This is a genomic window from Polymorphospora rubra (assembly GCF_018324255.1).
GTDB lineage: Bacteria > Actinomycetota > Actinomycetes > Mycobacteriales > Micromonosporaceae > Polymorphospora > Polymorphospora rubra.
On record NZ_AP023359.1, the window covers coordinates 1,404,276 to 1,417,179 of the forward strand.

Consider the following 12,904-nt stretch of genomic DNA (forward strand, 5'->3'; position numbering starts at 1 on the left):
ACACGGGCGCCCGTGACGGCAAAGCGCCCCCGACCCGGTCCGGGTCGGGGGCGCTGACTGGTGGAGGTGCCGGGAATCGAACCCGGGTCCTTCGGCGCCTTGTCAGGGCTTCTCCGAGCGCAGCTCGCTGTGCCTTTCTCGGCCCCACCGATCACGCGAGCGAGTCGGTGTGACGGGCTCAGTCGCGATTAGTCTCACCGCACGGACCCCGCGACGAGGTCCGGTTGGCCAGCCTTCTAGCTGATGCCGGTTACTGGGCCGAAGGCGTGCTCAGACCGACAGACTTGCTACTCGCCTCAGGCGGCGAGAGCGAAGTCAGCGCGATTTTGCTTGGCGCTTATTGGTTTCCGACGAACGATTCTCGAGACGACGTCGGCTTCCTCGGCTCGCTTCCCCTGACGCCACGTACGAAGTCGAAACCAGTCACCCCCTGGAAGTGCTGCACCGGTTGCAGCCACCCAAGCGTAACGTCTCGTGCCACGGACTTCATTCCGGATACCGCCGCTCCCGTCCGCGGCGGCCCGGGGTCACTCGTACATGCCCTTGCCGCGCCGGCCGGCGACCCGCTGGATCTCGCGGTCGGCGTCCCGTTTGGCGAGGTCCTGCCGCTTGTCGTAGGTCTTCTTACCCTTGGCGACGCCGATCTCGACCTTGGCCCAGCCGTCGGCGAAGTAGACCGACAGCGGCACCAGGGTCAGGCCGCTCTCCCGCAGCTTGCCGACCAGGCGGCTGATCTCGAGCCGCTTGAGCAGCAGCTTGCGGGTGCGGCGCGGCTCGTGGTTGGTCCACGTGCCCATCGCGTACTCCGGGATGTGCATCCCGTACAGGAAGATCTCCCCGTCCCGTTCCTGGGCGAACGCGTCGACCAGCGACGCCCGGCCGGCCCGCAGCGATTTGACCTCGGTGCCGGTCAGCGACATGCCCGCCTCGTACGTGTCGAGGATCGCGTAGTCGTGTCGCGCCTTCTTGTTGGAGGCGACGACCTTGCGCCCCTTCTCCCGCGGCATCGGCACACCTCCTTCTGTTCTCACCCGGCTGCTGTTCTCACCCGGTGTCAAGCCGAGCCATGCTACCCAAATCAACGCACGCCCCGCCCCGTCCTTTCCCGCCGATCTTGCACTTGTCGCCCTGGAAACCGGACATAAGGGGGAGATAAGTGCAAGATCGCGGGAATCAAGGGCGGGGATCAGGGCGGGGCGGGTCAGCAGAGGCAGCCGGGGAGCCAGCTCAGCGGGTTGGTGGGCGAGCCGTTGAGACGTACCTCGAAGTGCAGGTGGTTGCCGGTCGAGGCGCCGGTGGTGCCGACCCGGCCGATGACCTGGCCCCGGCGCACGTACTGACCGGCCCGTACGCCGATGCTGGACTGGTGGGCGTAGCAGGTGCTCAACCCCTTGCCGCCCGACCTGCCGTGGCTGAGGCAGGTGTAGTTGCCGTACCCGCCGTTCCAGCCGGCGCGGATCACGGTGCCGTCGGCGGCCGCGTAGATGGGCTGGCCGCCACCGGCCGCGATGTCGACGCCCGCGTGTAGTTGCCACACCTTGTAGTAGGGGTCGAACCGCATGCCGTAGTCGCTGGACTTCCAGCCGCGTACCGGCATGAGGAACTTGGCGCCGGGTTTGGCCGCCGGCGGCGGGGCATTGTTGGCCGGCGGCCTGGTGGCGGCCTGGCGGGCCTCCCAGGCGGCGAGTTCCGCCTCGATCCGGGCGGCCTCGCGCTTGGCCTCCTCATACCTGGCGAGGCTGGCGCCACGCTCCTGCTCGGCGACGGCGAGCGCTTCGGTGCGCTGGGTGGTCAATGCGACGACCTGGGCGGCGGCGGCCTCGGCCTGCGCCTGGGCGGCCCGGGCGTCGGCGAGGGCCCGGTCGGCCTCGATCCGGGCGGCCTCGGCGGCCTGCCGGGCCAGGGTGGCCTCGTTCTGACTCTGCTTGGCGTCGAGCCGGGCGTTGCTCAGCGCGTCGATGGCGGCCTTCTCGGTGCTCATGATCCGCTCGAAGTAGCCGTACCGGTCGGCGGCGTCGAGAATGCCGCGGGACGCGAGCAGCATGTTGATCGTGGCGAGGTCGCTGCCCTTGTAGTTGGCGACGACGAAGCCGGCGGCGCGTTCCCGGGCGGCTTCGACCTGGCGTTCGGATTCGGCGTACCGGTCGGTGGCGGCCTTCAGCGCGGTCTGCGCCTCGTCGGCCTTGCGCCGGGCGGTGCTGGCCGCGGTCTCGGCGGCGGCGACCACACCACGGCGCTGCGCGACGAGGCTCTGCGCGGCGGGCAGGGCGCCGTTCGCGGCCGCGAGGAGCTTCGCCGCCTGCTGGGCCCGCTCGGTGGCTCCCTCGAGGATCGATCCGGCCCGGGCCATCTCGTCCTCGATACGTTTCTGGTCGTCGCGGGGGTTGGCGTTGACCGGGCACGCCGAGGCGAACATGACCGCGAAGACGGTCGCGATCAGTGCGACATGGCGAAACGTCCGATACGAGTCCACGGCACACCCTCCACTCGTACGTGAAGGTCACCGTACTCCGGTCACATGCGGCACATCAGCAAAATAGTCACCTATTTCCCCAAAGAGAACGATCGCCGCCAACCCGGACATCCCAGGTGGCGGCGATCGTCACTGCGGCCGGATGCGCGCCGGCCGACCAGCCCCGCGGTTCGTCTGGGCAGAGCCGACCAGACCCCGCAGGTAGGTCGGCAGAGCCGACTAGACCCGCAAGTAGGTCGGCAGAGCCGATTAGACCCGCAGGTAGAAGCGGAGCGTGACCCAGGCCGTGGCGGCACTCACCAGGCCACCGACGCCGGCCATGAGCGGGAACATCAGCAGTACGCTGTTCCACTCGATCGGGGTCAGCAGGTCGGTGAGTTCGCGCAGCGAGCCGTCGAGCAGGAAGAGCTTGGCGAGGACCAGACCACCGAAGCCGATGATCGAGCCGATCAGACCCGCGACGACGGCCTCCAGCACGAACGGCGCCTGGATGAACCAGTTGGAGGCGCCGACGAGCTTCATGACCGCGACTTCCCGGCGCTTGCTGTAGGCGGCCACCTGGATCGTGTTACCGACCAGCAGGAGTGCGGCGATGGCCATGATCGAGGCAGCGATCAGCGCCATGTTCTGGACCGAGTTGAGGATGCCGAAGATCTTGTCGAGCAGCCGGCGCTGGTCGACGATCTCGTCGATCCCCTCGTTGGCCTGGTACTTGTCGACGATCTGGCGGTACTGCTCGGGATCGTTCAGGCGGACCCGGAACGACTCGGGCAACGTGTCGGGCTTGACGGCGTTCACGAAGTCGGGGGCGTCCTGGTACATCGCCTTGAACTTCTCGTACGCCGCTTCCTTGGACTCGTAGATGACCTCGGCGACGAGCGGGTCGGCCTTCAGCGAGGCGTCCAGCGTGGAGCGCTGCTCCTCGGTGATGTCGCCCTTGAGGAAGATCGAGACCTCGATCTGGTCGTAGTAGAAGTCCTTCATCGAGTTGACCTGCATGTACATCAGGCCGCTGGCACCCAGCATGGTCAATGACACCGCCATGGTGATGATCATGGCGATCGTCATGGTCACGTTGCGCCACAGCCCGACCATTACTTCGGACAGGACGTATTTCGCGCGCATCGGGTGTTTCCTTCCGGGGGTCTTCCGCAGAGAGGGTGTCGCTCAGGTCGTGGAGCCGTACGGGGGCGCGAAACCTAGCCGTAGACGCCGCGGGCCTGGTCGCGGACGATCCGGCCACTTTCGATCTCGATGACGCGGCGGCGCATCTGATTGACGATGTTGGAGTCGTGGGTGACCATCACGACGGTCGTGCCGGTGCGGTTGATCCGGTCCAGGAGACGCATGATCTCGATCGACGTGTCGGGGTCGAGGTTACCGGTCGGCTCGTCGGCGAGCAGGATCAGCGGACGGTTGACGAACGCCCGGGCGACCGCGACCCGCTGCTGCTCACCACCGGACAACTCGTGCGGGTAGCGGTGCTCCTTGCCGCCGAGGCCGACCAGTTCGAGCACCTCGGGCACGACCCGGCGGGCGACCGCCTTGGTCTTGCCGATCACCTCGAGGGCGAACGCCACGTTCTCGTACGCGGTGCGGTTGGGCAGCAGTCGGAAGTCCTGGAAGACACAGCCGATCGACCGCCGGAAGTGAGGGATCTTCCAGGAGCGCATCGACGTGACGTCGCGGCTGTTCACGATGACCTTGCCCTTGCTGGGATGCACCTCGTGCAGCAGCAACTTGATGATCGTGGACTTACCGGAGCCGGAGGGACCGATGAAGAAGACGAACTCGCCCTTCTCGATCGAGACCGACACGTCGTCCAGCGACGGCCGGGACGCCTTCGGGTACGTCTTCGTCACTTGCTCGAGCAGAATCACGGGTGGTGAGTCTACGCCGTGTAACGAAATCGCCAAGTCGCCATCGACCGACCGCACCCCTATTGTCCGAAAAGTGCCAGCGATCCCCTGACGCCCCCGACGGAGCTAGGCCGACTCCCCCGCCAGCTGCCGCTGCTTGCGCCACCTGATACCCGCCTCGATGAATCCGTCCAGGTCACCGTCGAAAACCGAGGACGGATTGCCCGTCTCCTGCTCCGTTCGGAGATCCTTCACCATCTGATACGGGTGCAGGACGTACGAGCGCATCTGGTCGCCCCACGAGCCGGCGGCGTCGGTCTTCAGACCCTCGAGTTTCGCCTGCTCCTCCTGCCGCTTGCGCTCCAGCAGCCGGGCCTGGAGCACCCGCAGGGCGGACGCCTTGTTCTGCAGCTGCGACTTCTCGTTCTGACACGTGACGACGATGCCGGTCGGGATGTGGGTGATCCGGACCGCCGAGTCGGTGGTGTTGACGCTCTGTCCACCGGGACCCGACGAACGGTAGACGTCGACCCGCATCTCGTTCTCGGGAATGTCGATGTGGTCGGTCTGTTCGGTGACCGGCAACACCTCGACCCCCGCGAAGCTCGTCTGCCGACGACCCTGGTTGTCGAACGGACTGATCCGCACCAGCCGGTGCGTGCCCGACTCGACACTCAGCGTCCCGTAGGCGTACGGAGCCTTGACCGCGAAGGTGGCCGACTTGAGGCCGGCCTCCTCGGCGTACGACGTGTCGTAGACCTCGGTGGGGTAGCCGTGCCGCTCCGCCCACCGCAGGTACATCCGCAGCAGCATCTCGGCGAAGTCGGCGGCGTCGACGCCACCCGCCCCGGCGCGGATGGCGACGAGCGCCTCGCGGGAGTCGTATTCGCCGCTGAGCAGGGTCCGGACCTCGAGCTCGTCGATCGCCTTGCCGAGCCCCTCGATCTCGGTGCCGACCTCCTCGAGCGACCCCGGGTCGTTCTCGGCCTCGGCCAGCTCGAGCAGCACGTGTGCGTCGTCGAGCCGGCCGCGGAGGCGTTCCAGCTTGGCGATCTCGCCATTGACGTACGACAGCTTCGAGGTCACCTGCTGGGCACGCGCCTGGTCGTCCCACAGGTCAGGGGCGGAGGCCGTCTCCTCCAACTCCGCCTTCTCCCGGCGGAGCCGGTCGACATCGAGGACTGCCTCGATGTTCCGGAGTGTGGCGTCGAGTGTCTTGAGCTGGTCGGCGTAATCGGCAGCGGTCACGACATCCAAGAGTACGCCGCCGTGACGAGCCGGGCGCGGGTCCGGTCCCACCACGCCCGTCGTGGCTCAGCCGGCCGGCACCGCCTTCAGCCAGGTGAGGGCCGCCTTGTGGTAGGCGACCGCGAACTCCAGCGCCGCGGCACCGTATCCGTCGCCCGCCTTCTTGGCCTCTTTGACCTGCTCACGGGCGTGGCTGAGGGCCTCGGAGTGGTAGTCGCTCGCGCCGGCGTAGAGGCTGCTCAACTGGTTGCCGGAGTGCTGCTGGCCGAACGCCACGCGCAGCGCGATCGGGTTGCGTACGGCGTCGCGGCCGGGGGCCTCGGTCAGCCAGCGGGAGAACGCCCGCTTGCCCGCCGCAGTGATCGCGTAGGGCTGGCTGGACCGGGGGCCGGGCTTGCCGAGCCGGACGTAACCCATGTCGGCCAGGGCCGGTAGTTCCCGGTAGACCTGGCTGCGTGTCATCGACCAGTAGGGCGCGAGCCGCCGCTCGGCCGCGGCCATGAGCTGACCGCCGGTCATCGGTCCTTCGTGGAGGAGGCCCAGCAGAGCGGCCGCCGTGGGATTGATCTGAGAATCCGCCATGCCCTCTACGCTGCCACTTTGTCGCCTCCACGTCCAGGATTTGGCATGATCCAAAACACCGAGTACTCCACTGTGCACTGTCGGTGCAAGACAGTCTGGTGAGGACCATCGATGCCTGCCGGGTCCGTCTGGGTGCGGTGTCCAACGGACGGCATCTTTGTCCCTTTTAACCGGCCGTTCCGGGCCCTCCGGCCCGGGGGAACGTCGGCATCGGATCGCCGATACCCGGCATCCCGCTCATACCCGGTCGGGGGACCTCCGTCAGCCCCGGGCCCGGCGTGCCGGGCACCAACGGTTGGCCCGGACCGTCCGGCCCGGCGGGCCCCGGCCCGGCCGGTGGTCCGACCGGTCCACCGTCCGGCTGTTCCGCTCCACCGGACGGCCCAGGCCCCGGCTCGGACGACTGCCCACCCGGCGCGGTCGACGGGTCGGTACCCGGCGGCGGGGAGACCCGGTCACCGGCCGGCGCGGTGGGTGCCGGCACCGTCGCCGGGCCACCGGTCCGCACGGGCCCGGCGTCCGAAGCGCGCAGCAGCGCGAGCCCCCCGAGCACGGCGGCCAGCAGTACGGCCGCCGCCCCCACCCCGGCCACCACCAGCGGTGCCCGGCCACGTCGGACGGTCTTGCCCGCCCCGGACGTCGGCAGGGGCTCGGTCACCGCACCGGGCCACGGGCTCGCCGTGCCGTACGCGGCACCGAGCACGACCGGCGCGGTCGGGGTGACCTGCGCCGCCTCGAACCCGGCGACCGGGATCGCGACCATCCGGCCGGAGTACGCCGACGCCGGCGAGACCGGTGCCGCCCGCAATGGGACCCAGGTCACCGGTTGGGCCACCTTGGCCAGCCCGGTCGTCGCCCCGGCCGGCCGCGGCCACCAGGTCACCGCGTCGGCGGTCAGGGCCGGCAGTGCGGTCGTACCGTCCAGTTCCAACTGGACCGCGCGCAACCGGACGGCCAGCAGCGACGCGCGCGGCCGCTGCGCCGGGTCGACCGCGAGGCAGTTCTCGATGATCGGCCAGAGCACCGACGGCAACCCCGGCGGCGGCACCGGGGTACAGGTCGCGTGCCGGTTGATGACCTCGGTCGGCGGGCCGCCCCGGAACGGGCTGCGGCCGCAGATCAGCTCGAAGAGCACGATGCCCAACGCGTAGACGTCGGCCGCCGGGGTGGGCGGCGCGCCGGCGACGACCTCCGGGGCGACGTACTCCGGAGTGGCGTGGGTGGCCCGCTCCGGCACCCCCTCGACCGCCCTGGCCACCCCGAAGTCGACCAGCCGGACCGGGCCGCCGTCCGCCGGCACCAGCAGGTTTCCCGGCTTGACGTCGCCGTGCACGATGCCACGCCCGTGCAGGTAGGACAGCGCGTCCGCGACCTGGGCCACCACGTCCGCGGCGATGGCCGCCGGCACCGGCCCATCCCGGCGTACCCGCCGGCGCAGGTCCTCGCCCTCGACCAGGTCCATCACCAGGGCCAACTCGCCGGCTGCCCCGTCGTCACCGGCCGAGGCGTCGACGAAGTCCCGGCGCCGTACGACGCACGGATGGTCGAGCAGGGCCAGCAGCTCCGCCTCGGCGATGAACGCCTCCACGAGGTCGGGTTGCTCGGCGGCCTCCGGACGCAGCAGCTTCACCGCCACCGCGGTGCCGTCGCGGGTGTCGACCGCCCGCCACACGGCGCCGATCGCGCCGCGGGCGATCTCCCGCTCGAGTCGGTACCGGCCGTCGAGCAGAGTATCCATGACTGTCCTCCCCGGAACCGCACGTTATTCGGACCGGCGCCCCCGCACGGGCGCGGGCCGGCCAGGTTGGCACGAACCCGGGACACCGCCGCGGCGCCGCGGTTTGACCTGGCCACGGCGGTACGGGAGATTGGGCCGGACCGCACGAGAGGACGGGGTGTGCCGTGGCCTCACCGCTGACCCGCTGGCTCGCCGGCCGCTCCCCCGACGAACTGGCCGCCGTCCTGGTCCGCCGGCCCGACGCCCTGACCGCCCCGGCCGTCACCGACCTCGGCTCGCTCGCCGCCCGTCTGCAACGGCACGAGTCGGTCGCCGCCGCCCTGGCCCGGCTGCCGGCCCCGGCCGTGCAGCTCGTCGAGGCGATGCAGGCGCTGGGCGGCCCGGCGGTGCCCCGTACCCGACTGGCCGAACTGGTCGGACGCGACCCGGACGACGCCGAACTCGCCGCCACGCTGGAGATCCTCGCCCAGCGGGCGCTGGTCTGGCCCGACGGCGACGAACTGCGGATGGCCGGCGCGCTGTGGTCGGCGTTCACCTACCCGCTCGGGCTCGGCCTGCCCGCCGCCGAACTGTCCCACGCCCTGCTCCCGCCGCAACTGCACGACCTGGCCAGGTTGTGGCGGCTGCCGTCCGCGACGCCCGACGCGCTCGTCACCGCCCTCACCGATCCGGACCGGATCCGCGCGATGGTGGCCGCCGCCCCGGCCGAGGTACGTCTGCTGCTGGACCGCGTCGCACACGACGGCCCGCTCACCGAGGCGCCGGACGACTTCGAGACCACCCGACCCGACGGCTCCGCCCTGGAGTGGGCGATCCGCCGGGGCCTGCTGGTGTGGGACGGCTGGCGGCACGCCCACCTGCCCCGCGAGGTCGGCCTCGCGCTGCGCGGGCCGCACTGGCGGGCGCCGTTCGCGCCGCGCCCGCCCCGACTGGTGCTCGGCGAGGCGTCCGCCGAAGCGGTCGACCGGGAGACCGTCGCCGCCGCCAGCACCGCCGTCGAGCGGGTCGCCGCCGTGGTCGAGGCCACGGCCGCGAGTCCGGTCGCCCTGTTGAAGGCCGGCGGCGTCGGCAGCCGGGAACTACGCCGGCTGGCCCGTACCGTCGGCTGCGACGAGCCCGAGGTACGGCTGTGGCTCGAACTCGCCTACGCGGCCGGGCTGGTCGGCGTCGCCCGCGAGGAGGTACTGCCGACCGACGCGTACGACGACTGGGCGCGGGCCGAACCGGGCGGCCGGCTGCCGGCGCTGCTACGCGGCTGGCAGCGGCTGCCCGCCGTACCGCTGGCGGCCTCGACCGGCGACGGCGGGCGACCGCCCGCGGCCCTGCTGCGCGACGGGTCCGGGCTGGCCGCCCTCGATCTGCGGCCGGCGCTGCTGCGCACCCTGGACGAGCTGCCGGCCGGTCGGGGCAGCACCGACCCGGATCGGCTCACCGACGCGCTGACCTGGCAGCTGCCGCTGCTCTCCGGCCAGCGGGACGGCGCCCTCGCGGCCGGGCTCTGGCGGGAGGCCCAACTCGTCGGGGTGGTGGCACACGGTGTGCTGACCCCGCTCGGCCGGGCACTGCTCCACGCCCCCGACACGCTGGAGGAGGTGGCGGCGGCACTGCTGCCGGCCTCGGTCGGGTCCGCGGTGTTCCAGAACGACCTGACCGTCGTCGTACCCGGCCTGCCGGCCGCGGCGCTGGCCGAACTGCTCGACGCGGCTGCCCGGCGGGAGTCCCGGGGCGGCGCGGCGACCTGGCGCTTCAGCGCCGCCTCCGTACGCGCCGCGCTCGACGCCGGCCACGAGCCGGCCCCGCTGCTGGCCGACCTGCGCCGCGCCGCCGCCGGCGGTCACCTGCCGCAGGCCCTGGAATACCTGGTCAACGACGTCGGCCGGCAACACGGCCGGATCCGGGTACGCGCCGTCGGCTGCATCCTGCACGCCGACGACCCGGCCCTGGTCGCCGAGATCGCCTCGGCCCGGGCCCTGCGCCCGCTCGAACTGCGGATCCTCGCCCCGACCGTGCTGGCCAGTGCCCAGCCGATGGCGAAGACCCTGAACGCGCTGCGGGCGGCCGGATTCGCCCCGATCGGCGAGGACGGCGACGGCGAGGTCCGCGTCGAGCGGCCCACCCGCCGACGCGCCCCGGCGCTGCGCGGTGGTCGCGTGTCGTCGCCGGTTCGCGGCGCGTCGGCTCACGGCACGTCGGCTCCGGGGCGCATCGCTTCGGCGCCGGACGGCAGTGTGTCGGCACCGGGCCGCGCGGGCCGGGCCGAAGGCGGCGGTGACGGGTCGGCCGAGGGCGGGTCCGGCACCGGCCGGGCAGCGGCCGAACTCGCCGAACGGCTGCTCGCCACCGTGGCCGCCGGGCTCCCCGACGCCCCGGACGGCCGGGCATTCGACCTGCTCACGTCACCCGACGTCGAGCCGCCGGCCTTGACCACAGAGCTGGTCCGGCCGCTGGTCGAGCGGCACGCCGCCCACCTGCGGGCCAACGAGCGGGCGCTGCTGGTCGACGCGACCGTCGGGGGCGGCCGGGTGAAGATCGACTACTGCGATTCGTCGGGTGAACTGACCACCCGGGTCATCGAGCCGCTGGACGTCGACCGGCACCTGCTCACCGCCTGGTGCCACCTACGTGACGACGAGCGGATGTTCGCCCTCGACCGCATCGAGTCCGTCACCCCGGCCTGACCGTCGGTCCCCACCCCGCCCCCACCCCACCCCGTCCGGGCGGGCGGGCGCGTCCGGGCGGGCAGGGCGGGCGCGTCCGGGCGGGCAGGGCGGGCGCGTCCGGGCGCGTTGATCAAGGACTTGTTGCCAAGATCGCGCCCTGTTTTGTCCGATACATCCCCAAGATCGATGCTCGGGAAGGGCGCCTCGGAAGGGCGCCCTGGACGGGGCGGGGACGGACGGGGTGGGTGCGGTGGAGCAGGGACGCTCCTATGGCGCGTCGCCCGGCCGTCACCCCGCACCCTTCGTGGCGTGGCGGTGCGTGGTGATCGTTAGTTGTTCCGCAGTTGTCCGTACTGCGTGTCGAACTGCCGGGCAACTGATGATCACAGGTGCCCTTGGCGGTTTGCCGAGGAACGACCCTGGGGTGTCGCGGTCCACAGCGAATTCGGCGTACGCACAGCGAACTCGCTGTGGGGCATGACAGTGGTATCCGGCCTCCGGGTGGGCCGGTGGACCGGGCCGGCGCCGGCGGTGGCGGTGGGCAGTCCCGCCCAAGGCACAAAGCCGGTCAGAGCAAGGGACACGCCCACCACCACCAGCATCAGCTCATCACCGATGAACCGACCCCGCCATGCGCACAGTCAGGACATGTGCGGGTAGGTGTGGTCGGTCGGCGGGACGAAGGTCTCCTTCAGGGTGCGGGGAGACGTCCAGCGCAGCAGGTTGTGCCACGAACCGGCCTTGTCGTTGGTGCCGCTGGCCCGCGCACCGCCGAACGGCTGCTGGCCCACCACCGCGCCGGTCGGCTTGTCGTTGATGTAGAAGTTGCCGGCGGCGTACCGCAGCTTCTCGGCCACCCGGTCGACCACCCGGCGGTCGTCGGCGAAGATCGACCCGGTCAGCGCGTACGGCGCCGCCGACTCGGCCTGCGTCACCACCTCGTCGAAGCGGGCGTCGTCGAAGACGTGTACGCCGAGGATGGGCCCGAAGTACTCGGTGGTGAAGACCTCGTTGGTCGGGTCGGTGCACTCGACGACGGTCGGCCGGACGAAGTAGCCCTCGGAGTCGTCGGCGGTGCCGCCGGCCAGCACGGTGCTCTCCGGCGAGTTCTTGATCCGGTCGAGCGCGGCGGCGAGCCGGCCGAAGGAGCGGGCGTCGATGACGGCGCCACCGAAGTTGGCGAAGTCGGTCACGTCGCCGTACGTCAGCGAATCGGCCGTCGCGGCCAGCCGGTCGCGCAGGCCGCCCTCCCACAGCGAGCGCGGGACGTACGCCCGCGACGCCGCTGAGCACTTCTGGCCCTGGTATTCGAAGGCGCCCCGGATCAGGGCGGTGTGCAGGGCATCGACGTCGGCGCTGGTGTGCGCGACGACGAAGTCCTTGCCGCCGGTCTCGCCGACCAGGCGCGGGTAGCCCCGGTACTTCGCGATGTTCTCGCCGACGGTGCGCCACAGGTGCTGGAAGACGGCCGTGGAGCCGGTGAAGTGGATGCCGGCCAGGTCGGGGTCGGCCAGCGCCGCCTCGGAGACGGCGATGCCGTCGCCGGTCACCATGTTGATCACACCGGGCGGCAGGCCGGCGGCCTCGAACAGCCGCATGGTGAAGTGCGCCGAGAACTGCTGGGTCGGCGACGGCTTCCAGACCACGGTGTTGCCGAGCAGGGCCGGCGCGGCCGGCAGGTTGCCGGCGATCGCGGTGAAGTTGAACGGCGTGATCGCGTAGACGAAGCCTTCCAGCGGCCGGTGGTCGAACCGGTTCCAGACGCCGGCGGACGAGATCGGCTGCTCGGCGATCAGCCGGCGGGCGAAGTGCACGTTGAACCGGAGAAAGTCGACCAGTTCACAGGCGGAGTCGATCTCGGCCTGCTGGACGGTCTTCGACTGGCCGAGCATGGTGGCGCCGTTGAGGGTGTCGCGCCACGGTCCGGCGAGCAGGTCGGCGGCGCGCAGGAACACCGCGGCCCGGTCTTCGAACGAGAGCCGCTGCCAGTCGTACGACGCGTCCTTCGCGGCGGTGACCGCGGCCCGGGCGTCGTCGACGGTGGCGTTGTTGGTGACCCGAGCACGTGCCGGTGCCGGTGCGGCTGGACGACGTCGATCGGTGCGCCGGCCCCCATCCGCCGCTCACCGCCGATGGTCATCGGCAGTTCGAGGCGTTCCGCGGCCAGTTCGCCGAGGCGGCGCGCGATGGCGTCGCGTTCCGGGCTACCGGGTGCGTAGCCGCGGACCGGTTCGTTGTGCGGTTCGGGTACGGAGAAGACAGCGTCCATGGGTGGGCTCCCGCAAGATCTCGACAGGGTAGACGAAACCGGACCCGCCAACGCCGCCGTTCCGACGAAACGCGT

8 protein-coding genes, 1 other RNA gene and 1 pseudogene are annotated in these 12,904 nt (G+C 71.2%); 1 reads left to right on the forward strand and 9 read right to left on the reverse strand.

Annotation, left to right across the window (positions count from 1 at the left end; all coding sequences use genetic code 11):
* Nucleotides 1–58 precede the first annotated feature (58 nt).
* The 8 genes from ssrA to Prubr_RS37630 form a co-directional block, all read right to left on the reverse strand.
* Nucleotides 59–431, reverse strand: a transfer-messenger RNA (tmRNA) gene (gene ssrA, locus Prubr_RS06405).
* 96 nt (nt 432–527) lie between these two features.
* Nucleotides 528–1,007 carry an SsrA-binding protein SmpB gene (smpB, locus tag Prubr_RS06410; RefSeq protein WP_212822521.1) on the reverse strand — a complete coding sequence of 160 codons (480 nt, stop codon included), beginning with the start codon at nt 1,005–1,007 and terminating at the stop codon, nt 528–530.
* 194 nt (nt 1,008–1,201) lie between these two features.
* Nucleotides 1,202–2,473, reverse strand: coding sequence for a M23 family metallopeptidase (locus Prubr_RS06415; protein ID WP_246568383.1), 1,272 nt, complete (start codon nt 2,471–2,473; stop codon nt 1,202–1,204).
* A 249-nt stretch (nt 2,474–2,722) separates the two neighbouring features.
* On the reverse strand, nt 2,723–3,598 hold the full coding sequence (ftsX, locus tag Prubr_RS06420) for a permease-like cell division protein FtsX (RefSeq protein ID WP_212822524.1): 876 nt from the start codon (nt 3,596–3,598) through the stop codon (nt 2,723–2,725).
* Between the two features lie 74 nt (nt 3,599–3,672).
* The gene (ftsE, locus tag Prubr_RS06425; RefSeq protein WP_212822525.1) at nt 3,673–4,353 is read right to left on the reverse strand and encodes a cell division ATP-binding protein FtsE; all 681 of its coding nucleotides are present in this window, start codon (nt 4,351–4,353) and stop codon (nt 3,673–3,675) included.
* Between the two features lie 105 nt (nt 4,354–4,458).
* Entirely contained in the window at nt 4,459–5,580 is a 1,122-nt protein-coding gene (gene prfB, locus Prubr_RS06430) for a peptide chain release factor 2 (protein WP_212822527.1), read from the reverse strand.
* A gap of 66 nt (nt 5,581–5,646) precedes the next feature.
* Nucleotides 5,647–6,162, reverse strand: a complete 516-nt coding sequence (locus Prubr_RS06435) for a PadR family transcriptional regulator (protein ID WP_212822533.1) — start codon at nt 6,160–6,162, stop codon at nt 5,647–5,649.
* Nucleotides 6,163–6,328: 166 nt separating this feature from the next.
* On the reverse strand, nt 6,329–7,900 hold the full coding sequence (locus Prubr_RS37630) for a serine/threonine-protein kinase (protein ID WP_212822535.1): 1,572 nt from the start codon (nt 7,898–7,900) through the stop codon (nt 6,329–6,331).
* A gap of 164 nt (nt 7,901–8,064) precedes the next feature.
* Between Prubr_RS37630 and Prubr_RS06445 the strand changes: the two genes are divergently transcribed.
* Nucleotides 8,065–10,578: a helicase-associated domain-containing protein gene (locus tag Prubr_RS06445; protein ID WP_212822536.1), complete on the forward strand. Its 2,514-nt coding sequence runs from the start codon at nt 8,065–8,067 to the stop codon at nt 10,576–10,578.
* Nucleotides 10,579–11,201: 623 nt separating this feature from the next.
* Here Prubr_RS06445 and pruA read toward each other — a convergent pair.
* Nucleotides 11,202–12,829, reverse strand: a pseudogene (gene pruA / locus Prubr_RS06450) (L-glutamate gamma-semialdehyde dehydrogenase).
* Nucleotides 12,830–12,904 lie beyond the last annotated feature (75 nt).